Origin of the sequence: Arthrobacter sp. KNU40 (assembly GCF_051515115.1) — a bacterium.
Lineage (GTDB): Bacteria > Actinomycetota > Actinomycetes > Actinomycetales > Micrococcaceae > Arthrobacter.
The window spans coordinates 1,747,260-1,768,630 of sequence record NZ_CP195850.1; the positions used below are offsets into that span (position 1 = coordinate 1,747,260).

A 21,371-nucleotide genomic window follows, 5' to 3' on the forward strand; every position below is an offset into this window, starting at 1 on the left:
CCGCCTTGGAACCACTGGTAGCAGCCGCCGCCCGGGCCCGTGCAATTGATGTCCCCGAGCGGGTAGCCCATTGGTCCCCACGCCCAGTTCTTCTGCTCGTACAGTGCTTGAAAACCGTCAGTACGAACGGTGGCCGCGGCCGTCGTCGGCGACCACCAGGTGATTCCCTTCTCGAACCACTGATAACAGCCGCCGTGAGGGGCCGTGCACACTTCGTCGCCGAGCGGAAGGCCTAGGGCCGCGTATCCGCCGTCGGCAAAGTATTTCGCGCCCGTCGGGGTGGTACTCAGTGCCCCCTGAACGCCTCGGCTGGGACTCCAGAAGGCCTCCCCGTTCTTGAAGTCTTGGTGGCAGAAGTTGGGCTCCCAACAAATTGTGTCACCGTTCGGTGGGCCGTACACGGAAGCGATCGACGGGCTGTACCACGTCGCGAACGGACTGGCGACGACCCAGCCACCTGCCGGCGGGTCTGGCGGCGTGGTCGCGGCGGCTAGCAATTGTGTCGGTGCCGATGTCCCTGACGGAGAAGTCGTAGCGAATTCGGGCGACGTCACACCGCCCCAGATAACGGCTCCGGCGGCTAACGCGGACAGGAGGATGCGAGCGATCCTCCGACCACGGAAGTTGGTAGCACGCATGCGTAGTCCTTCCCCACTAACGCCTCCCGGACGAGTGGCACTAGGGGAGAATATCCTGCGCGAACAGTCGGCGGAGGAGACACGTCCTGACGCAAGAAAAGAGCCCTTCCCCGCCGGCTGCTAACCGATGGGGAAAGGCCCTTACATGTGTGGCGTTGGTCAGCCGGCCATCGGCGGCTGTAGTCGTCGGCTTGGTTTTCCCGCCTTGTAGCCGGCGAGCAGCACCTCGATATCGTGCCTCAAGCGAGCATCCATATCACTGGAAGGGTCAGCCGCGAGCGCCTCAAGCTGGCCCATGACCTCGGCCACTTTCGCCTTGGTCAGGCCAGAAGTGGCTGACTGGATACCCTCCATTGCCCCACCCTGTCGTTGGTTGATGCTCACGGTCGAATTCTCCCGAATGTTCGGTGGTTGCGCACTTTTTTCGTTCCCGCTCACTGGCGATCCTCGATCTTCAATACCTCGATGCCGAACGTGTCCGTGAGCTCGAATTGTGCGTCGATGCCGTTCGATCTTAGCCAATCGAAGTGCAGTTTAATTGCTTCCACCAGGAGAACGGCGTGTGTATGCCTGAACTGCTCCGGGAGCTCCCTCATCTTCGTGAGGGCATCCACGAAGGTTGGCCAGACAGTCTCGTGTTGGTCGATGATGACCGCCCTCAAGATCTCGTATTGCTCGTCAGCGGGCATTATGTCGTCTAGGTTGTCTTGATTGCTCATCGCACAAGACCTCTTGTCGTTGGCGACGAGTTCCTGCTTTACGCCCATCGGGGCCTGGTCATGCGCGAGGCGCCGTCCTGACCACCCGGTTCCTTCCGAGTGACTTGGCTTGGTAAAGGGCGGTGTCGGCGGCGGCGATCATCGCCGTGAGGTCTACTGCGCCGAACTGGGTTGAGGTGACTCCGTAACTCACCGTCGGAAGGTGGATGTCGTCGAGGTTTTTGCTTGCCGCCAAAGAGCGATTGATGTCGCCCGCGATGCTTTCGGCCCGCTCCTGGCTGGCTCCCGGCAAGAGCAAGATGAATTCTTCGCCCCCGTATCGTCCGACCAGGTCGGTGGATCGTACGGACTCGGAGCACGCAGCAGCGAATGCCTGAAGGGCGGCGTCGCCGGCGGCATGACCAAACTCGTCGTTGATCGCTTTGAAATGGTCCAGGTCGGCAAGGATCAAGGAGGCGACGGAGCTTGTGGCGTGCAGTCGCTCTAGTTCTTTCGTAGCCAGGTCCATGAAGGTGCCACGGTTGAGGAGCCCCGTCAGGTTGTCGCGTGCAGCACGTTCGCTGAGCCGGTTGATCAACTGATCGTTGCTGAGGGCTGTCATGCTGAAGGAGACGGCAACCAGGAGTATCAGCGTGACCAGGCTGGCCATGGATGGGCCGAAATACAGGCGGAAGTTCGGTCCGCTTGGACCTTCGACGAGGTACACGGACAGGCGGCAGAAATAGTATGCGGCCAGGAAGCCCGCGGCCAAGGCCATCGACTTGTGCACATGGGAGTAGCTGGAATCGAGCAGCCACAGATCGCGGGAGGCCAACGCGATGCCCACCGTCATGAATCCCAGATAGACCAGGCCCCCCGACCAGGTGTTGAAACCAGGACTTTCCAAAACGGAGGCGAGGGCCGTGACGCCACAGGCCGCCGCGAATTGCCACCTCGGCGGCGGCAACATCCTGAGGGACCGGGCGCCGGTCCACACACTGAACGCTCCACCCACCAGGAGGACGTTTCCCGAGGGATTCGCCCAGATCTGATACGGCGTCCCGTTGAGCAGGAAAGCAAGATTCCCTGCGAGGAAGAACAGGAGGGCGATGCACCACCACCCGTTGTAGGAGGACCGCGTGCGCCTGAACGATGCGTAGAACAAGAGGAGCAGCGTAAGAGCGACCACGCCAAGGGCGACTCGCAGTGTTGTTATATCGAGGACCAAGATTCGCTCCCGTAGCCGAGGACGTGACCAATTATGGCACCGGGAGTCGGATAACACTGTGCGCCATGCGTGAGGAGCACATTAATTGCCGGGTGGAGTCCCGTCGGCAGCCACCAGGACTCCGCATCTTCTTGTCAGCGGTGTGTGAAAGAGTTTTCCTATGACAGATCCACTGCTTGCCCATGCCACCGAATACGGCCGGATGTATGCCCGGTCCACGTCCGAGACCTTCTCGGTCCCTTCCATCACCACGGTGATCGGCCAGCAGGCCCACTCCCTGGACGGCTGGTTCGGCTACATGGGTGCCAGCAGCCTGGCGAAAGACCCGGAGCTCCCGCAACATCTTTCCAGTCCTGCCAAGATGAGGCAGGCCGTCAACAAGGCAGCCAAAGCTGCAGAGGTGTACCGGGACGACGCCGCACGCCGTGGCGACCGCGTGCATAACTACTGCGAGCAAGTGGCCCTCCGTGCTCTCGGACGTCCGCACCGCGTGAAGGAAACGCGCGAAGAGCTCGCTTCAAACGGCGAGGAAGCCTTCGCGGCCCGTTTCGATGAGTGGTGGGCGCTGTACCGGGTGGAGCCCATTGCGCCCGAGATCACCGTGTGGAACGCCAGCGTCGGCTATGCCGGAACCCTGGACCTCGTCGCCAAAATCAACGGCAGGGTCTGCCTGATTGACTACAAGACCAAAGGCACCACCCGCGATGGGACTGTGAAACCCCTCGACGACAAGGTGGTGATGCAACTGGTTGCGGGCATGAAGGCCGAGGAAAGCCTTGTGGATCCAGTGGCGGGGGAGTGGGAGCCGTGGAAGTACGGTGAAAACCCTGTGCTGCTTGCGGTGGCTATCGGCGAGACCGAAGTGCGCCCCCAGCGGGCCAACCCGGACGTCCTCAAGCACCACTGGTGGAAGTTCTGCGCCTTGAAGCGGGTGTGGGAGATGTCTGCCGATGTGGCCGCAGCCGGAACGGCGCTGCTCCCTGTAGCTCCGCCGTCGTACCCTGCCGCCGCGGCGCCCGCGGCCTCAACTAAACTGGCCTAGGCCCCTTTTACCGGGACCGAAGCTTCGCCGATCGTGAGGAAAGACAGCACATGGCCATTTTGAGTATCCGTATCATCGGCGACCCCGTGCTCCGCACGGTTGCTGATCCAGTCACGGAATTCGGGCCGGAGCTCGCCAAACTCGTCTCGGACATGACCGAGACCATGGAAGACGTGGACGGTGCCGGGCTCGCGGCGCCGCAGATCGGCGTCAGCCAGCGGGTCTTCACTTACCGGATCGGGGGTGTGGAAGGCCACATCATCAACCCCGTGCTCGAGAGCAGCGAGGACTTCCAACCTGACGAGGTAGAAGGCTGCCTCTCCATTCCCGGACTCGCGTTCCCGGTTCGCCGCCGCAGGACCACCCGCGCCACCGGCGTGGACATGAACGGCAACCCCGTGTCCGTTGAGGCAGAGGGCATGCTCGCCCGCTGCTTCCAGCACGAGACCGACCACTTGGACGGGATCCTGTTCACGGACCGCCTGGAGGGTGAGGACCGGAAAACCGCCCTCCGTGCCATCCGCGCAGCGAACTACCATTCCGTGACTGAACGGACCACCGCCAAGAGAGCCAACACTGTGGGCTCGAGCTTCGGCAGCTTCGGAGCCGCCGAATGAGGGTGCTTTTCGCCGGCACCCCGGCTGTCGCAGTCCCTTCCCTGGATGCGCTGATCGAGGCCGGTTTTGAGGTCGTGGCGGTGCTCACCAGGCCGGATGCCCCTACCGGCCGCAAACGGATCCTGACGCCGTCGCCCGTGGCAGCACGTGCCGCTGAACTCGGCATCGGCATCATCCACGCCTCGAAAGTGGACGCGGGGACCACCGAGCGGATCGCTTCGTACGAGCCGGACGTCGCAGCGATCGTCGCCTACGGGGGCCTCGTCCCCAAAGCCGCGCTCGGAGTACCGCGCCACGGCTGGATCAACCTCCACTTCTCCCTCCTCCCTGCCTGGCGCGGCGCCGCACCGGTCCAACGTTCAGTCATCGCCGGCGACGACATCACCGGAGCCGCTACCTTCCTCCTCGAGGAAGGACTCGACACCGGACCTGTCTTCGGGACGTTGACGGAAACCGTGCGCCCTGAAGACACGGCCGGCGACTTGCTGGAGCGGCTCTCGCGCAGCGGCGCGATCCTGCTCGCCCAGACCCTCTCCGCCGTCGAGTCCGGCAAAGCGGCCCCCCAGCCCCAGCAAGGCGACGTCTCGCTCGCGCCCAAACTGACGCTCGACGACGGCCGGCTCGAGTGGACGCAACCGGCCCTCGCCATCAACCGCAGGTCCCGTGGGGTCACGCCCGAACCAGGAGCATGGACCATGCTCGACGGACAGCGCGTCAAGCTGGAACCCGTAGGTTTGCGCCCGGACATCCGGGATCTTGCACCTGGCCAGGTCCGGGTTGACGGCAAGAACGTCCTGGTCGGGACCGGATCACATGCAGTGCAACTTAGGGGGATCCAGCCTGCGGGCAAGAAGATGATGCCGTCGGCCGATTGGGCCCGTGGTTTGGCAACACCAGAAAGCGTGGAATTCGAATGAATGAGTCCGGCCGGCGCGGCCCCAACAACAGTGGGAACAGGGACGGCGGGGGCCACGGCAACCGCGGTCCCCGCGGCGAAAGCAACCGCGACGCCCAAGGCCGCGAACGCAACAGGGGCCCGCAACGCGGTTTCTCCACCAACGCACCGTCCCAGCGGACCCGACGCGCGGATCCGGCACGATTGGTGGCGTTCGAAGTCCTGCGCGCAGTCGCTTCGGAAGACGCGTACGCAAACCTCGTGCTGCCTTCGCGGATCCGACACCACCACCTCGACAAGCGCGACGCCGGATTCGCCACCGAGCTGAGCTACGGGGCGCTGCGCGGCCAGGGGATGTACGACGCCGTCCTGGCCGAGTGTGTCGACCGGCCCCTCGCCCAACTGGATCCGGCAGTCCTGGATGCGTTGCGACTTGGTGCCCACCAATTGCTCGCGATGCGCGTTCCTGCCCACGCCGCACTCGACCAGACTGTCGGGCTGGCCCGCGCGGTCATCGGAGCAGGCCCGTCGTCGCTCATCAACGCAGTGCTCCGAAAAGTCACCGCAAGGACGCTTCCGGAGTGGCTCGATCACCTGCTGGAAAACGAGACCGACGAGACCAGGATCGCTTCCGTACGCCACGCGCACCCGGAATGGATTGTGAGGGCGCTGCGCCAATCGCTCGTCATGCATGGCCGTCCCGCGAGCGAAATCAACGAGCTGCTCGAAGCCGACAACGCGGCCCCTGTGGTGAACCTGGTGGCGTTGCCCGGCATCGGCAATCTTGATGAAGCACTGGAAAGCGGGGCCACTCCCGGCGAACTCGTCATCGACTCGGCGCTGTCCAGCGGCGGCGACCTCGGGCGCATGTCCTCCATCCGTGAAGGCACTACGCGCGTCCAGGACGTCGGTTCCCAGTTGGTAGCCCGCGCCGTCGCAGCCGTGGACCTCGGACGGGGCGCCAAGGACGGCGAGAAGTGGCTGGACCTTTGCGCCGGCCCCGGTGGCAAGGCCGCGCTGCTGGCCGCCCTCGCCCGCCAGGAAGGTGCGAGCCTCTTGGCCAATGAACCCGCAGAACACCGGGCGAAGCTGGTCAGCCAAGCCCTCTCGGCGGTTCCGGCGGATGCCTGGAGCGTGCGGGTCGGCGATGGCCGCGACGTCGGCAAGGAACAACCGGAAACCTTCGACCGGGTTCTGGTCGACGTTCCCTGCAGCGGCCTTGGCGCGCTGCGCCGCCGCCCCGAATCACGGTGGCGCCGGACGCCCAAGGACCTTGCCGATCTCGGTCCGTTGCAGCGTGAATTGCTCAACTCGGCCATCGACGCCGTCAAACCGGGCGGCGTAGTGGCGTACGTGACGTGCTCACCGCACGCAGCCGAAACCACCGCCGTCGTCAGCGATGTCCTGCGCAAGCGGGACGACCTGGAGCAGATCGACGCCGGCGCGGCCCTGGACGCGGTCAGCCTGACCGGCAACCTCGGCGCCGGGCACGAGTTGACCGCACAATTGTGGCCGCACGTGCATCAAACCGATGCGATGTTCCTGGCGCTTATCCGGAAGAAGCCGTAACCTTCGGCGCCTTTCTCGGGCTGAAAGTCCTGCGTGCCTAAGCTGGAGAATTGCCAACACCACCAGACCGCCACCAACACTGAGGGAACTGCCTTGACTGAGTGCTGTATCAACCCGAGCATCCTGTCCGCGGATTTCGTGAATCTGGAAGCCGAGCTGAAGAGAATCAGTAACGCCGACGCCGTCCACGTCGATGTCATGGACAACCACTTTGTCCCGAACCTGACGCTCGGCCTGCCGGTCGTGGAGCGGATCCAGGCTGTGAGCCCGGTCCCGCTGGACGCCCACCTGATGATCGCCGACGCCGACCGCTGGGCTCCGGCCTACGCCGACGCCGGCGTGGCTTCCGTGACCTTCCATGCGGAAGCAGCCATGGCTCCCATCAAGCTCGCCCGGGAGCTCCGTGCCCGCGGTGCGAAGGCGGGAATGGCACTTCGTCCCGCCACGCCCGTGGAACCGTACCTGGACATGCTCAGCGAACTGGACATGCTCCTCATCATGACCGTGGAGCCTGGCTTCGGCGGGCAGTCCTTCCTGGACGTCACGCTGCCGAAGATCCGGCGGGCGCGTGCCGCGATCGACGGCTCCGGTATGGGCGTCGCAATCCAGGTCGACGGCGGCGTCACGGAGGAGACCATTGTCCGGGCAGCAGAAGCCGGCGCAAATGTGTTCGTTGCCGGATCCGCCGTCTACGGCCATGCGGACCCCGCTGCGGCCATTGAGCGGCTGCGCGCCGCCGGCCTCGCGGCAATGTGACAACAATGACGCAATTGCCTGCATATTGGTCAGGGAATACATCGGCCATTGCTCCAGTTGTGTCAGAATAGCAACACACATACGTGCTCCGGGGTCGGTGTAATTCCGAACCGGCGGTTATAGTCCGCGACCCGCGAGCCATCGCGCTTCCTTCACGGGAATCACGACGGCGGACGGTTGAACTGGTGGAATTCCAGTACCGACAGTTAAAGTCTGGATGGGAGAAGCACGTACAGTCATGCTTGGGCGTTCCGTGCGCCCGGTATTGCGCTGTCGTACACCCCCGGAGCCATCGCGGCATTCGAGGGAAGGAACGACATGGACTTTCTGCGATGGCTCTTCGAAGCACAGATTCCCGTAGGTGGATCTGTCCTTGTTCTTCGCGAAGTGCTAGGCAATATTTTCGGGCTCGCCAGCGCCCTGGGCGGCATGCGCCGCAAAGTCTGGGCATGGCCCATCGGGATCGCAGGCAACCTGCTCCTGTTGACGGTCTTTCTTGGCAACGTCTTCGGTGCCGCCACGCCGGCAACCCTGTGGGGCCAGGCCGGACGCCAGATCATGTTCATCAGCGTCGCCGCCTACGGCTGGTACCGCTGGCGGCAGGGCCTCCAAGCAGGCACCCACGGCCGCGCCATCGTGCCCGGCTGGGCAAGCCCCAAAGCGCGGATCGGAATGGTGGCCGCCATGATTGCCGGAACCGCCGCCCTCACTCCCGTCTTCGATTCCATGGGTTCGTACCCTCCTGTATGGGCAGACGCCTGGACCTTCATGGGTTCACTCCTGGCGACGTATGGCATGGCACGAGGATGGACCGAATTCTGGCTGATCTGGGTTGCCGTGGACATTGTCGGAGTTCCGCTGCTATTCAGCGCGGGCTATTTTGCCAGCGCTTTCATGTACCTCTTTTACGGGTTCTTCACACTTGCCGGATTCTTTGTCTGGTGGCGCGCAGACCGACGTGAAGGCCAGCCGCTCAGGCCAACGCCCGAGCCGGAAACCGTAGGAGCCCTCACATGAGCAACGCCTCGAAGCTGGATTTCCCGGAGGCTGAATCCGCGGCCATGGAGACCGCACTGCACGTGGCCCTCCGGGGACACCGTGGCGCCAATCCCTTGGTGGGAGCGGTTGTGCTGGGGCCCAACGGGGAGCAGCTCATCACGGGCTACCACCGCGGCGCCGGCACGCCCCACGCCGAGGCGGATGCGATCGCGAAAGCGCAGGCAAGGGGCCTCGACCTCGCCGGAACAACCATGGTGGTGACCTTGGAGCCCTGCAACCACATAGGGCGCACGGGACCCTGCACCCAGGCGATCATTGACGCTGGCATCTCACGTGTGGTTTACGCCGTCGACGACCCCCACGATCCGGCCGCAGGAGGTGCCGGCAGACTGCGCGCTGCCGGCGTGGACGTGCGGTCAGGGCTGGCCGCCGCCGAGGCCTGGAAACTGAACCGCGAGTGGTTCAATGCGGTGGAGGCGAGGCGCCCGTTCGTTACGCTTCACATTGCGCAGACCCTCGACAGCAGGATCGCGGCTACCGACGGGACCAGCCAATGGATCTCCAGTCCGGAATCGCTCGCCGACAACCACGGACTGCGCCGCCTGATCGACGCCATTCTGGTGGGCACCGAAACCGTCCTGGTGGACAACCCGCGGCTGACGGCGCGGGAGCCGGATGGCGAAGTATCGCAAAGCCAGCCACTTCGGGCCGTCATGGGGCTGCGGGATGTTCCTTCGGAAGCCGCTGTCCGGGGGAGCGACGGCAAGTTCATCCACCTGCCAACCCGCGATCCTGCCGAAGCTTTGGAACTGCTGTTCGCCGAAGGCGTCCGGCACGTCATGGTGGAAGGCGGCTCCCGCATCCTGAGTGCCTTCCTCGCTGCGGGTCTTGTGGACGAATTGATCGTCTATCTTGCGCCCACCCTGTTGGGCTCCGGTACACCTGCCCTGACGGATCTCGGCATCTCCACCCTCGCCGACGCCCAGCACTGGAACTGGGACGACGCCGGCGGCGGTGCGGTCCATGCGCTGGGTCGCGACCTCAGGCTGCATTTGAGGTCCGGACCATCGGACGGAAACAAACCGGCCTGGACGAAGTCCCATACCGAACACCACGAACCATTTCCGGGCAAGGACGCCTCGGACACCACCACAGGAGGACACTGATGTTTACCGGAATCGTTGCTGAACAAGGCACGGTCCTGTCCGTCGAGCACGACGGCGAGGCCAGCGCGACGCTGCGCCTCATGGCCCCCAGCACCACCGAAGGCCTTGGCTTGGGCGGCTCCATCGCCGTCAACGGCGTGTGCCTCACCGCAACGGACATCGACGGCCGGGAGTTCAGCGTCGACGTCATGGGCGAAACCCTCGACCGGACCACCATCGGCGAACTGACTGCGGGTGACACTGTGAACCTCGAGCGTTGTGTCCAGGCGGGCGGACGCCTGGACGGCCACGTTGTCCAGGGCCACGTCGACGGCGTCGGACACCTTCTGGAGCGCAAGTCGCTGGGCAACTGGGACCGCCTCCGCTTCGCGGTGCCGGCCCCGCTGGCACGCTACATCGCCGAAAAAGGGTCGATCGCCGTCGACGGCGTATCACTCACCGTCACGGCCGTCAGCCCGGCCGAAGAAGAGAACCCCTGGTTTGAAGTGGGACTCATTCCCACCACGCTCGACGAAACCGGGCTCGGGGCCAAGGCCACAGGAGGGCGCGTCAACCTTGAGGTGGACGTCCTCGCGAAATACACCGAGCGACTGCTGTCCTTCCGTTCGCCGGCAACCGCCGCTGGGGCTGCCCAGTGAGCGCCGCACACAACGGCAGTACCGCAGTGGTGCGCCAGGGGCTGGACCCCGTCGAGAAGGCCGTGCAGGCCATGGCAGCCGGCCGTCCCGTCATTGTTGTGGACAATGAAGACCGCGAAAACGAAGGCGACATCATCTTCGCCGCCGAACACGCGACGCCTGCCCTCATGGGCTGGACCATCCGCTACAGCTCGGGAGTCATTTGCGTTCCCCTTGAAGGCTCGCGGGCTGATGCCATGGCGCTGCCTCCCATGGTCCTGGTCAATGAAGACGCCAAGGGCACTGCCTACACGGTGTCCTGCGATGCCGCTTTGGGCGTCAGCACCGGTATTTCCGCCACGGACAGGGCCCTGACGGCCCGGATTCTGGCTGATTCGAGCAGCACGCCGTCCTCGATCACCCGGCCCGGGCATATTTTTCCGCTCCGGGCCGTTAATGGGGGAGTGCGTGAACGTCCGGGACACACGGAAGCGGCAGTTGATCTCTGCAGGCTTGCGGGGCTCGCCCCGGTGGGCGTGATCGCCGAGTTGGTACATGACGATGGTGAAATGATGCGCCTGGACAGCCTCCGGGAGTTCGCTGCCGAGCACGGATGTCCTCTGATTTCGATCGAGGATCTCGTGGCTTATGTTGTAGCGTCGGAGGCTGAGGACCAGGTTGCAATTCCGGCAGGAAACGAGGAGCAGCGATGACCACAGCGACAACGCACGACGGCGGCACGCCCGCACGCGCAACGCATCCCGTGAGCGGCGGCCCGATTGTCCAGCTACCCACCGCCTTCGGTGAGTTCGTGGCACAGGCGTGGACCGACCTTGCAACGGGTGCGGAGCACCTGGCGGTGAGTTCCCCGAAAGCGCCGCGTGCAGGCAAGGCCCCGCTGGTGCGCCTTCACTCGGAGTGCCTCACGGGCGACGTATTCGGCTCTTACCGCTGCGATTGCGGCGAACAGCTGGCGTACGCCCTCGAGCTGATCCGCGAAGAGGGCGGCACCCTGCTCTACCTGCGCGGACAGGAAGGCCGCGGCATCGGTCTGGCAAACAAGATCAAAGCCTACGCGCTGCAAGAGGCCGGATTCGACACGGTCGAGGCCAATGAGCAGCTCGGGCTGCCGGTGGACGGACGCTGCTACAAAGCGGCTGCGCAGATCCTTGCCGAGATGGGCCTTCACGAAATCCGGCTCCTGAGCAACAACCCGGACAAGCAGAACAGGCTTGCCGCGGCTGGCGTGAAGGTGGTCGAGATGGTGCCCACTGAGGTTCCGTCCCGTGAAGAAAACCTTCGGTACCTCCAGACCAAGAAGGACCGCATGGACCACCGCCTGACCCTCGGTGACACCGAGCCGGCCGGTACCCATGCAGCTGCCGGCACTTTTGACCTCGAACAAGACTGAACTGCACTCACAAGACTGAACGGATTACCACACACCCATGAGCGGACACGGCGCCCCTACCATCGACCTCACCACCCTCAACACAGAGGAAACCCACCAGCTGAAACTCGCCATCGTTGCTGCCAGCTGGCATACCCAGATCATGGACGGGCTCCTCGACGGGGCGCTGCGTGCCGCAAAGGAAGCCGGCATCGCCGAGCCCACCGTGCTGCGCGTCCCTGGATCCTTTGAGCTTCCCGTCGCAGCGGCAAGGCTCGCCCCGCATTTCGACGCCGTCGTCGCCCTCGGCGTCGTCATCCGCGGAGGCACACCGCACTTTGAGTACGTGTGCCAGGCGGCGACGTCGGGACTCACTGAAGTAAGCGTCCGCACCGGCGTGCCGGTGGGCTTCGGCGTGCTCACCTGCGACACCGAGCAGCAGGGCCTGGACCGCGCCGGACTGGAAGGCTCGTCGGAGGACAAGGGCCACGAAGCCGTGACCGCCGCGCTCTCCACCGCTCTGACCCTCAAGCAGTACACCTAGCAAATCGACGAAAGGGATGTGGGCGTGCCGGCGCACATTGTGCGTTCGCTCACATCCCTTCCGTCATGCAATGACCCGACAGGCGGTCACCGGCCCCGAGCAAGTAGGCTGTAGGGCGTGAAGAATTTCGAGACGCTGTTCGCAGAACTGAGCGAAAAGGCAGCGACCCGTCCGGCAGGCTCCCGCACCGTCGCCGAATTGGACTCCGGAATCCACGGCATCGGCAAGAAAGTCGTGGAGGAAGCAGCCGAAGTCTGGATGGCTGCAGAGTATGAATCCGATGAAGCCGCGGCCGAGGAAATCTCCCAGTTGCTCTACCACCTGCAGGTCCTGATGCTCGCCAAGGGTCTGAGCCTGGAAGACGTTTACAAGCATCTCTAGCCACGTCCGCTCCGTCAGGACCTGAAGAGGTCCCACCGGAGCCAAGCGTGGCCCCAGCGCTCACTGCACCGTGTCGTCCGAGACAAGTCCCTCTGCGGACAGTGCCGTGAGCACAATGCCTGAAACATCCCCTTCCACTCCCCAAGAAAGTCCCCCAATGCTGCGAGTAGCCGTCCCCAACAAGGGGTCCTTGTCCGAAGCCGCCTCCGCGATGCTGTCCGAGGCGGGATACCGCCAGCGCCGCGATACCCGCGAACTGGTCATGGTCGATCCCGACAACGACATTGAGTTCTTCTTCCTCCGCCCCCGGGACATCGCCGTGTATGTCGGCCAAGGAACGCTCGACGTCGGCATCACCGGCCGCGACCTCCTGCTGGATGCACAGGTCGAAGCCGAAGAGCTGCTTCCCCTTGGCTTTGCCGCGTCCACCTTCCGCTTCGCCGGCCCCGTCGGCGACTTCTCCGCCGTCGAGCAGCTCGAAGGCAAGCGCCTCGCCACGAGCTACGACGGCCTCCTGCGCGACTACCTCGCCGAGCGAGGCGTCAAGGCCAAGGTGGTCCGCCTCGACGGCGCCGTGGAGTCTTCCGTGCGCCTCGGCGTCGCCGACGCGATCGCCGACGTCGTCGAAACCGGAAACACGCTCAAGGCTGCCGGAATGGAGATCTTCGGCGAGCCGATCCTCAAGTCCGAAGCTGTCCTGATCCGCCGCACCGGCGAGGGTGGTGCCGCCAACGGTACCGTGAAGGAGATCGAGGTCCTGATCCGGCGCCTGCAGGGCGTGCTGGTCGCCCGCCAGTACGTCCTCATGGACTACGACATCCGCAAGGATCTCGTAGAAGAAGCCGCCACCCTCACACCGGGTCTCGAGTCGCCGACGGTGTCGCCGCTGCGTGACTCGGACTGGGTTGCCGTCCGCTCCATGGTTCCGAAAAAGGAAACCAACCGGATCATGGATGAGCTGTACGACCTCGGCGCCCGCGCCATCCTGGTCAGCAGCATCCACGCCTGCCGCATCTGACACGAGACAATTCCAGGAGTAGCAATGGCTGTAGCAGTACGTGTCATCCCTTGCCTAGATGTCGACGCCGGACGGGTGGTGAAGGGCATCAACTTCGAGGGTCTTCGCGACGCCGGAGACCCTGTCGAGCTGGCGCACCGCTATGACAACGCCGGGGCGGACGAACTCACGTTCCTTGACGTCACGGCGTCATCCGGCAACCGGGAAACGACGTTCGACGTCGTTCGCCGCACCGCCGAGGAAGTCTTCATCCCGCTGACCGTCGGCGGTGGCGTCCGCGGCGTGGCCGAAGTGGACAAGCTCCTGCGTTTCGGTGCGGACAAGGCCTCCATCAACACTGCCGCCGTCGCGCGCCCGGACGTCATCGACGAGATCACCCGCCACTTCGGCTCCCAGGTGCTCGTCCTTTCGGTAGACGCGCGGCGGACGAGGCCCGGCTCCGAACCCACGGCTTCCGGCTTCGAGGTGACCACCCACGGCGGACGCCAGGGAACAGGAATCGACGCCATCGCGTGGGCCAAGGAAGCTGCGGAACGCGGCGTGGGGGAGATCCTCCTCAATTCGATTGACGCCGACGGCACCAAGGACGGCTTCGACCTCGAACTCATCCGCCTGGTCCGCGCGGCCGTCCACATCCCGATCATCGCTTCCGGCGGCGCCGGAGAACCGGCGCATTTCCCGCCCGCAGTGGAAGCAGGTGCCGACGCCGTTCTGGCAGCCTCGGTGTTCCACTTCGGTCCGGACGACATGATCGCCCAGGTCAAGGCAGCGATCCGCGAAGCAGGCTTCCTGGTCCGCTAGCGGGTCCCAGCCGGTCCAACCCAACTAGCTCGCAGTTGTTGTCGTTTTGAGCCCTCATAACGACAACAACTGCGAGTTAGTTGGGTTTAACGGGCGCAGTTGGGGTTAAGCGCGGGTCAGAGGCCGACTTCTGCTGACTGGAGGAGGGCGACGGCGTCGGGCTGGCCCTCAAAGGTGACCAGCGCGTGATGCGTCCGGCCGTGGGCGTGCATCAGGAGTTCACCGGGCTCGCCCACTATGGCAACCGATACGGGAGCCCGCTTGGCAACATGGCGGGGACCGGTGGGGCGGACCAACACGATCCCGAGGTCCACGCCGCGGTACAGAATGGCGGCGCGCTTGATCAATTCATCCCACAAGGCGTCCGAGTATTCCTCGTCCAGGGCCCGCGGAGCCCAACGGTCTCCGGCCCGGCGGATGTCCTCCGTGTGCACGAAATATTCAATGAGGTTGGAGGACTCGTCGAGGGCCTTGATCTTGAGGGGAGACAAGGCGGGCGGACCTGAACGGAAGGTATTCACCAGTTCGGCGTAATCTTCCGTGGTTTTCAGCTTGGAGGCCAGTTTTGCCGTGGCTTTATCCGAGGCCCTGGCCATGCTCTTGATGAGCAAGCCGATACCGACAGCCGCTTTACGCTCCCGCAAGTACAAGTGCGCCGCGAGGTCCCTTGTCAGCCACCCTTCGCAGAGCGTGGGGGAGTCAGGTCCGGCCGCCAGGAGTGTTTCGGCCAGTACTTCGCGGGAGGGATCGACGAAATGCATCACTTGTGAAACTAGCACGAGACGCGCTCTGTTGCGCAGTGGAACCGCCGCTGAATTTCGGCTCCACACGAGGCACTAGACTTGATGTGATGTCTGAGCAGTCAACACCCCCAGCCACGCCCGCCGCCGCCTTCGCCGCGGAGCCCGCCGTCGTGCCCGTCAGTCCGCTCCCGCACGAGCTGGCCGCCGCGCTGAAGCGCGATTCTGCCGGCTTGGTAGCGGCGATCATCCAACAGTTCGACACCGACGAAGTGCTGATGCTCGGCTGGATGGACGACGAGGCATTGCACCGGACCCTGACCACGGGACGAGTAACATTTTTCTCCCGGTCCCGGCAGGAATACTGGCGCAAGGGCGACACCTCCGGGCACGTCCAGTTCGTGAAATCGGTGGCCCTGGATTGCGACGGCGATGCCCTCCTGGTCCGCGTCGACCAGGTAGGCGCGGCCTGCCACACGGGCACACGCACATGCTTCGATGACCGGAGCCTCGCCGCCGTGACCGGCGCGCGGGACTAGGCCACCACACACCATCCACCGAGGCAAGCACACAAGAAGAGGCGGAGAACACTAACCATGCAGGACCTTGGAATCATCAGCCCGGGCCTGGAGGAGTTCCGCGAACTCGCCGCACACAGCCGCGTCATCCCGGTCCGGCTCAGGGTACTGGCCGACGCGGAGACTCCCATCGGGCTCTACCGGAAGCTGGCCCAGGGCCAGCCGGGCACTTTCCTCCTGGAGTCGGCAGCCGTCGGCGGCGCATGGTCACGTTATTCCTTCATTGGTTCACGTTCGCGTGCCACCTTGACGAGCAAGGATGGCCAGGCGCATTGGATCGGCGAGCCTCCTGTCGGCGTGCCGGTAGACGGCAGCCCGGTCGACGCAGTCCGCGACACCATTGCAGCACTGCAAACCGACCGCTTCCCGGACCTTCCTCCTTTCACCTCCGGACTTGTCGGCTTCCTCGGCTGGGAAACCGTCCGGCACTGGGAGAAGCTGACCAGCCCGCCGGAGGATGACCTCCACCTGCCGGAACTGGCGCTGAACCTCGTGACCGACATGGCTGTCCACGACAACATGGACGGCACCGTCCTGTTGATTGCCAACGCGATCAATTTCGACAACAGTTCCGAACGCGTCGACGAAGCCTGGCACGACGCCGTCGCCCGGGTGAAGCGCCTGCTGGACCAGATCAGCACCCCCGTGAAGCAGCCCGTATCCGTGTTGCAGTCCGAAGCCCTGGACTTCGCGTCCAGCGTGCAGGAACGCTGGGACGAGCAGGAGTACCTCAACGCGATCGATCGCGGCAAGGAGGCGATCGTCGACGGCGAGGTCTTCCAAGTGGTCATTTCGCGGCGCTTCGAAATGGAATGCGCCGCGGACCCGCTCGATGTCTACCGCGTGCTGCGCAACACCAACCCGAGCCCGTACATGTACCTCTTCAGTCTCGAAGATCCCGACGGCCGCGAATACACGATTGTCGGTTCCTCTCCCGAGGCCCTTGTGACCGTCACGGGCAATGAGGTCATCACCCACCCGATTGCCGGTTCGCGGCCCCGCGGCAAGACCGTTGAAGCCGACAAGGCGCTGGCCACGGAGTTGCTCGCGGACCAGAAGGAACGCGCCGAACACCTCATGCTGGTGGACTTGTCCCGGAACGACCTGTCCAAGGTCTGCGTGGCAGGAACAGTGGACGTCACGCAGTTCATGGAGGTGGAACGCTTCAGCCACATCATGCACCTGGTGTCCACGGTGGTCGGAGAGCTGGCGCCGGGAGCGAAGGCGTACGACGTGCTCAAGGCGACCTTCCCCGCCGGCACGCTGTCAGGTGCCCCCAAACCGCGCGCACTGCGTCTCCTTGACGAACTCGAACCGCATCGGCGTGGCATTTACGGCGGGGTGGTGGGTTACCTGGACTTCGCGGGCGACATGGACATGGCGATCGCCATCCGTTCGGCACTGCTGCGTGAGGGCCGGGCTTACGTCCAAGCAGGAGGCGGCATCGTGGCCGATTCCCACAAGCCTTCCGAAGCGCTCGAGACCGTGAACAAGGCGGCTGCCCCCTTGCGTGCCGTGCACACCGCCGGTTCGCTCCACAACATTTCCCCGGACGCGGTTTCCGCGGAGACAGTCGTCGACGGGAACCCCACCCTGTGAGCGCTGCACACCCTCAGAAGGCCACCGCCAAGCCTCCCGTGTGGGCACGGAAGGGCAATGTCGTCCTCGCCATGGCAATTCTTGCCCTCGCCGTTTTCGGGACCACCACCCAGACCTGGATCAACGTCCGGCTCGATCCCGCTGCCGCGGCGAATGCCGACCTCCACGTTCAGGGGAGCAAGGCCGCGACCGCGGTGACCGCACTCGCGCTCGTCGCCCTTGCCGGGGGACTGGCATCGTCCATCGCGGGCAAGCTTTCACGCTGGATCATTGCAACGATCGTCGTGCTTGCCTCGGCAGGCATCCTTATTGCCGCGGTGACGGTCCTGGCAAATCCCCTCGGTGCGGCGCAGGGAACCATTGCCGCGACCACCGGCATTTCGGGTGGGCAGGCGGCCGCGTCGTCCACCGTGTTCCCCGTGCTCGCGGTCGTGGCCGCCGGCCTGCTCGCTTTGTGTGGTGGCTTGCTGCCGCTCGCGGGCCGGCACTGGAAGGCGCGCACCAAGTACGACGTCGCCAGCCGGGCAGCCCTCGCGGGTTCCGGACCCGTCGACGAGATCGATAGCTGGGACAGCCTCTCGCGCGGAGAAGACCCCACGTAAGACCCGACCGTCCGGACGTCGGACGATGTCCCGGGTGCGGTCAATAAATGGCAGAATGTAAGCAGTATTCATCCTGAGGAGATTTTCACATGAGCAAAACCACAGTGTCCGCGAGCAAGGCCCCTGTGACCGCTGCGAGCCACAGCGATGCCATCGGCCACGGCAACAGCCCGGCCGCGTGGACCTGCGTGATTGTCATGCTGGTAGGGGCACTGGTGTCCTCCATCGCCTTTGTTATCGCCAGCACCCCCATCTTCATCGCAGGCATCGTCGTGATGGTGGCCGGCCTCATTGCCGGCTGGGCCATGCGCAAGGCCGGCTACGGCGTCGACGGCAGCAAGCTGAAGAACGCCGGCCACTGACCGTGACCGTTCTTGATGACATCATCGTCGGTGTCAGGGAGGACACGGAGGCCCGCCGCCTCCTTGTCGGACTTGACGAGCTGAAAGAACGCGCAGCGGCCACCGCTCCTGCACTGGACGCGTGGGCTGCCTTGGGCGGTCCGTCGGCCAGTCGCGACGAACTGAAGGTCATCGCGGAAATCAAGCGCCGCAGCCCCTCCAAGGGCGATCTCGCGAGCATCGTCGACCCTGCCGCACTTGCGGTGCAGTACGCCGACGGCGGAGCCTCCGTGATCAGCGTCCTCACCGAACAGAGGCGCTTCAACGGTTCCCTGGCGGACCTCGACGCGGTGCGTGCCGCCGTCGACATTCCGTTGCTGCGCAAGGACTTCACCGTTGACGAGTACCAGATCTGGGAGGCCCGTGCTCATGGTGCGGACCTCATCCTGCTGATCGTCGCCGCGCTTTCCGATGCACAGCTGCGGGAATTCAGCGCGTTGAGCCATGAGCTCGGCATGAACGTCCTCGTGGAAACCCACACGCCCGAAGAAATCGAGCGTGCGGCAGCGGCCCAGGCGCGGATCATCGGAGTGAACGTCCGCAACCTCAAGACGCTCGACGTCGACCGGTCCCTGTTTGCCTCGCTCGCCGGAAGCATTCCGGCGGGGGCGGTTGTCGTGGCAGAGTCCGGTGTGCGGAACGCCGACGACGTCGCGCATTATGCCGGGAACGGTGCCCACGCCATCCTTGTGGGCGAAGCACTGGTGAGCGACTCCACCCCGCGCGAGCGGATCAGCGAATTCAAGGCGGCCGGAGCTGCCGCCATCGCCGTCAGGACATGAGACAGGCCTGATTCGCGGCGTGGACCCGGACAGCAGCAGACATCGCGGCTGGTAGCTGTCCTGCGGCCCTGGAAAAACCCAACTACCAACTGAACAGGACGGTGAGACTGATGGTGGACGCATCAACAGCCAACTCGCAGGAGAATGTGGCCGACGCATTCCTACAAGGTGGAGCCTCGCTCCGCAACGCCGCAGGGCCGTACTTCGGCTCTTACGGTGGACGCTGGATGCCCGAGTCCCTCATCGCCGCCTTGGATGAAGTCGAGGACACATTTGAGAAAGCCAAAGCCGATCCTGAGTTCCTTGCCCAGCTGAAGGACCTCAACAAGAACTACTCGGGCCGTCCGTCGCTTCTCACGGAAGCCAAGCGTTTCTCCCAGCACGCCGGCGGGGCGCGCATCTTCCTCAAGCGCGAAGACCTGAACCACACCGGATCCCACAAGATCAACAACGTCCTCGGCCAGGCCTTGCTCGCGAAGCGCATGGGCAAGACCCGCGTCATCGCGGAGACCGGCGCCGGCCAGCACGGCGTAGCCAGCGCCACCGCCGCGGCCCTGCTCGGACTGGAATGCGTCGTCTACATGGGCGCCGAGGATTGCCGCCGCCAGGCACTGAACGTGGCCCGCATGCAGCTCCTGGGCGCCACCGTGGTTCCTGTAACCAATGGATCGCAGACGCTCAAGGACGCCATCAACGACGCCCTCCGCGACTGGGTTTCCAATGTGGACAACACCCACTACCTGCTGGGCACCGCCGCGGGTGCGCACCCGTTCCCGGCGATGGTGCGCTTCTTCCACGAGGTCATCGGCGAGGAAGCGCGCGCGCAGATCCTGGAACAGACGGGCAAACTTCCGGACGCCGTGTGTGCCTGCATCGGCGGCGGTTCCAATGCCATCGGCATCTTCCACAGCTTCCTGGACGACGCCTCAGTGAAGATCTATGGTTTTGAAGCCGGCGGCGACGGTGTCGAAACAGGGCGCCACGCGGCCGCCATCACCCTCGGACGCCCCGGCGTGCTCCATGGTGCCCGGTCCTACCTCATGCAGGACGAAGACGGCCAGACCATCGAGTCCCACTCGATTTCCGCAGGCCTCGACTACCCGAGCGTCGGTCCGGAGCACTCCTACCTCGCGGACATCGGCCGCGTCACGTACGAGCCCATCACGGACACCGAGGCCATGGACGCGTTCCGCCTGCTCTGCCGGACCGAAGGCATCATCCCCGCCATCGAGTCCTCGCACGCCCTCGCCGGTGCGATCAAGGTGGGCAAGCTGCTCACAGAAGGCAAGGAAAACCCTGCTGACACGATCATCATCGTGAACCTTTCCGGGCGCGGTGACAAGGACGTGGAAACGGCCGCCGAATGGTTCGACATGCTGGATGAAAACGGCAACGTCAAGGGCACTACCCTCTCCACGCGCAAGCCCAAGGGCCCGTCCGAACGCAGCAACCTTGAGATCAGCACTGAAGAAGCAAGCGAGGACCAGAACTGATGACTGAGCAGATGACCAGCAAGTCCGCTGCCGCGATCGACCGCGCGAAGGCACAAGGCCGGGCCGCGTTGATCGGATACCTCCCGGCAGGCTACCCGGACGTTCAGTCAAGCATCGACGCCGGCATCGCCATGGCCCGCAACGGCGCGGACCTCATTGAAATCGGCATCCCGTATTCGGACCCCGTCATGGACGGCGCTGTCATCCAGGCTGCGACCACAGAGGCCATCGCCAACGGCTTCCGCGTCGCCAGCGTCTTCGACGTGGTAGCGGGCATCACCGCAGCTACCGACGCCGCCGTGCTGGTCATGACCTACTGGAACCCGGTGATGCGCATGGGCGTCGACGAGTTCTCACGCAGGCTCGCCGAGGCGGGGGGAGCCGGACTCATCACGCCGGACCTCATTCCGGACGAGGCTGCCGAATGGTTTGCAGCTTCGGACAAATACGGACTCGACAGGGTCTTCCTTGTGGCCCCGTCGTCCACTCCCGAACGCCTGGCCATGACAGTGGAGGCAAGCCGCGGTTTTGTCTACGCCGTTTCCATCATGGGTGTCACCGGAGCCCGGCAGTCAGTCAGCAGCGCCGCGGAGAAGGTTGTGGCCGATACCCATGCAGCCGGTGCCGAACGGGTTTGTGTCGGGCTCGGGGTCTCCACCGCGGACCATGTCCGCGAGATTGCCGCTTACGCGGACGGCGTGATCGTCGGTACCGCGCTGGTTGCGGCAATCCGCGACGGCGGCGTTGACGCCGTCGCGCAACTCACCAAGAACCTCAGCGCCGGCCTCGGCCGTGCAACAGCGCAGGCCTAGAAAAG

At 64.6% G+C, this 21,371-nt stretch carries 25 protein-coding genes, 1 pseudogene and 1 riboswitch; of the genes and pseudogenes, 21 read left to right on the forward strand and 5 right to left on the reverse strand.

Going from position 1 to position 21,371, the window contains the following annotated elements:
- Window positions 1-20: 20 nt before the first annotated feature.
- The 4 genes and pseudogenes from ACSKT0_RS08200 to ACSKT0_RS08215 form a co-directional block, all read right to left on the reverse strand.
- Window positions 21-638: pseudogene (locus ACSKT0_RS08200) on the reverse strand (LGFP repeat-containing protein); the annotation flags it as partial.
- Between the two features lie 159 nt (window positions 639-797).
- Window positions 798-1,022 carry a hypothetical protein gene (locus ACSKT0_RS08205; protein ID WP_437773278.1) on the reverse strand — a complete coding sequence of 75 codons (225 nt, stop codon included), beginning with the start codon at window positions 1,020-1,022 and terminating at the stop codon, window positions 798-800.
- Between the two features lie 50 nt (window positions 1,023-1,072).
- A complete protein-coding gene (locus ACSKT0_RS08210; protein ID WP_437773279.1) occupies window positions 1,073-1,405 on the reverse strand; it encodes a hypothetical protein in 333 nt (110 codons plus the stop codon).
- A 10-nt stretch (window positions 1,406-1,415) separates the two neighbouring features.
- On the reverse strand, window positions 1,416-2,564 hold the full coding sequence (locus tag ACSKT0_RS08215; protein WP_437773280.1) for a GGDEF domain-containing protein: 1,149 nt from the start codon (window positions 2,562-2,564) through the stop codon (window positions 1,416-1,418).
- A 160-nt stretch (window positions 2,565-2,724) separates the two neighbouring features.
- Here ACSKT0_RS08215 and ACSKT0_RS08220 point away from each other — a divergent pair, with 160 nt between their 5' ends.
- The 14 genes from ACSKT0_RS08220 to hisF all read left to right on the forward strand — a co-directional run bounded on the left by ACSKT0_RS08220 (window position 2,725) and on the right by hisF (window position 14,359).
- Entirely contained in the window at window positions 2,725-3,606 is an 882-nt protein-coding gene (locus ACSKT0_RS08220; protein WP_437773281.1) for a cytochrome, read from the forward strand.
- A 50-nt stretch (window positions 3,607-3,656) separates the two neighbouring features.
- Window positions 3,657-4,223 (forward strand): peptide deformylase, encoded by a 567-nt coding sequence (def, locus tag ACSKT0_RS08225; RefSeq protein WP_437773282.1) that lies wholly within the window; start codon window positions 3,657-3,659, stop codon window positions 4,221-4,223.
- Window positions 4,220-5,140: a methionyl-tRNA formyltransferase gene (gene fmt, locus ACSKT0_RS08230; RefSeq protein ID WP_437773283.1), complete on the forward strand. Its 921-nt coding sequence runs from the start codon at window positions 4,220-4,222 to the stop codon at window positions 5,138-5,140. Before def ends, fmt begins: the two co-directional genes overlap by 4 nt.
- Window positions 5,137-6,687: an RsmB/NOP family class I SAM-dependent RNA methyltransferase gene (locus ACSKT0_RS08235; RefSeq protein WP_437773284.1), complete on the forward strand. Its 1,551-nt coding sequence runs from the start codon at window positions 5,137-5,139 to the stop codon at window positions 6,685-6,687. Before fmt ends, ACSKT0_RS08235 begins: the two co-directional genes overlap by 4 nt.
- A gap of 93 nt (window positions 6,688-6,780) precedes the next feature.
- The gene (rpe, locus tag ACSKT0_RS08240; RefSeq protein WP_437773285.1) at window positions 6,781-7,443 is read left to right on the forward strand and encodes a ribulose-phosphate 3-epimerase; all 663 of its coding nucleotides are present in this window, start codon (window positions 6,781-6,783) and stop codon (window positions 7,441-7,443) included.
- Window positions 7,444-7,522: 79 nt separating this feature from the next.
- Window positions 7,523-7,677, forward strand: a riboswitch (FMN riboswitch).
- An 84-nt stretch (window positions 7,678-7,761) separates the two neighbouring features.
- Window positions 7,762-8,460, forward strand: a complete 699-nt coding sequence (gene pnuC, locus ACSKT0_RS08245) for a nicotinamide riboside transporter PnuC (RefSeq protein ID WP_437773286.1) — start codon at window positions 7,762-7,764, stop codon at window positions 8,458-8,460.
- Window positions 8,457-9,608 carry a bifunctional diaminohydroxyphosphoribosylaminopyrimidine deaminase/5-amino-6-(5-phosphoribosylamino)uracil reductase RibD gene (ribD, locus tag ACSKT0_RS08250; protein ID WP_437773287.1) on the forward strand — a complete coding sequence of 384 codons (1,152 nt, stop codon included), beginning with the start codon at window positions 8,457-8,459 and terminating at the stop codon, window positions 9,606-9,608. The genes pnuC and ribD overlap by 4 nt, the downstream gene beginning before the upstream one ends.
- On the forward strand, window positions 9,608-10,246 hold the full coding sequence (locus ACSKT0_RS08255; RefSeq protein ID WP_437773288.1) for a riboflavin synthase: 639 nt from the start codon (window positions 9,608-9,610) through the stop codon (window positions 10,244-10,246). The genes ribD and ACSKT0_RS08255 overlap by 1 nt, the downstream gene beginning before the upstream one ends.
- The gene (gene ribB, locus ACSKT0_RS08260) at window positions 10,243-10,938 is read left to right on the forward strand and encodes a 3,4-dihydroxy-2-butanone-4-phosphate synthase (protein ID WP_437773289.1); all 696 of its coding nucleotides are present in this window, start codon (window positions 10,243-10,245) and stop codon (window positions 10,936-10,938) included. The genes ACSKT0_RS08255 and ribB overlap by 4 nt, the downstream gene beginning before the upstream one ends.
- Window positions 10,935-11,636 (forward strand): GTP cyclohydrolase II, encoded by a 702-nt coding sequence (ribA, locus tag ACSKT0_RS08265; protein WP_437773290.1) that lies wholly within the window; start codon window positions 10,935-10,937, stop codon window positions 11,634-11,636. Before ribB ends, ribA begins: the two co-directional genes overlap by 4 nt.
- A gap of 37 nt (window positions 11,637-11,673) precedes the next feature.
- Window positions 11,674-12,159, forward strand: a complete 486-nt coding sequence (gene ribH / locus ACSKT0_RS08270) for a 6,7-dimethyl-8-ribityllumazine synthase (protein ID WP_345446583.1) — start codon at window positions 11,674-11,676, stop codon at window positions 12,157-12,159.
- Window positions 12,160-12,276: 117 nt separating this feature from the next.
- Window positions 12,277-12,540 (forward strand): phosphoribosyl-ATP diphosphatase, encoded by a 264-nt coding sequence (locus tag ACSKT0_RS08275; protein ID WP_018778638.1) that lies wholly within the window; start codon window positions 12,277-12,279, stop codon window positions 12,538-12,540.
- A gap of 157 nt (window positions 12,541-12,697) precedes the next feature.
- Complete coding sequence (hisG, locus tag ACSKT0_RS08280) at window positions 12,698-13,558, forward strand: ATP phosphoribosyltransferase (RefSeq protein WP_284990752.1); 861 nt, start codon at window positions 12,698-12,700, stop codon at window positions 13,556-13,558.
- Window positions 13,559-13,582: 24 nt separating this feature from the next.
- On the forward strand, window positions 13,583-14,359 hold the full coding sequence (gene hisF / locus ACSKT0_RS08285; protein WP_345446576.1) for an imidazole glycerol phosphate synthase subunit HisF: 777 nt from the start codon (window positions 13,583-13,585) through the stop codon (window positions 14,357-14,359).
- Between the two features lie 116 nt (window positions 14,360-14,475).
- On the opposite strand, the gene ACSKT0_RS08290 is transcribed toward hisF, so the two are convergent.
- Complete coding sequence (locus ACSKT0_RS08290; RefSeq protein ID WP_437773993.1) at window positions 14,476-15,120, reverse strand: TIGR03085 family metal-binding protein; 645 nt, start codon at window positions 15,118-15,120, stop codon at window positions 14,476-14,478.
- An 89-nt stretch (window positions 15,121-15,209) separates the two neighbouring features.
- Between ACSKT0_RS08290 and hisI the strand changes: the two genes are divergently transcribed.
- From hisI to trpA, 7 genes are all read left to right on the forward strand, one after another.
- Window positions 15,210-15,638, forward strand: coding sequence for a phosphoribosyl-AMP cyclohydrolase (hisI, locus tag ACSKT0_RS08295; RefSeq protein WP_437773291.1), 429 nt, complete (start codon window positions 15,210-15,212; stop codon window positions 15,636-15,638).
- 57 nt (window positions 15,639-15,695) lie between these two features.
- Window positions 15,696-17,276, forward strand: a complete 1,581-nt coding sequence (locus ACSKT0_RS08300; RefSeq protein WP_437773292.1) for an anthranilate synthase component I — start codon at window positions 15,696-15,698, stop codon at window positions 17,274-17,276.
- Window positions 17,273-17,878 (forward strand): Trp biosynthesis-associated membrane protein, encoded by a 606-nt coding sequence (locus tag ACSKT0_RS08305; protein ID WP_437773293.1) that lies wholly within the window; start codon window positions 17,273-17,275, stop codon window positions 17,876-17,878. Before ACSKT0_RS08300 ends, ACSKT0_RS08305 begins: the two co-directional genes overlap by 4 nt.
- 89 nt (window positions 17,879-17,967) lie before the next feature.
- Complete coding sequence (locus ACSKT0_RS08310; RefSeq protein WP_236817197.1) at window positions 17,968-18,240, forward strand: HGxxPAAW family protein; 273 nt, start codon at window positions 17,968-17,970, stop codon at window positions 18,238-18,240.
- A 2-nt stretch (window positions 18,241-18,242) separates the two neighbouring features.
- Window positions 18,243-19,061: an indole-3-glycerol phosphate synthase TrpC gene (gene trpC / locus ACSKT0_RS08315; RefSeq protein WP_437773294.1), complete on the forward strand. Its 819-nt coding sequence runs from the start codon at window positions 18,243-18,245 to the stop codon at window positions 19,059-19,061.
- A 110-nt stretch (window positions 19,062-19,171) separates the two neighbouring features.
- Window positions 19,172-20,554: a tryptophan synthase subunit beta gene (gene trpB, locus ACSKT0_RS08320; RefSeq protein WP_236817201.1), complete on the forward strand. Its 1,383-nt coding sequence runs from the start codon at window positions 19,172-19,174 to the stop codon at window positions 20,552-20,554.
- Entirely contained in the window at window positions 20,554-21,366 is an 813-nt protein-coding gene (gene trpA / locus ACSKT0_RS08325) for a tryptophan synthase subunit alpha (protein ID WP_437773295.1), read from the forward strand. The genes trpB and trpA overlap by 1 nt, the downstream gene beginning before the upstream one ends.
- Window positions 21,367-21,371 lie beyond the last annotated feature (5 nt).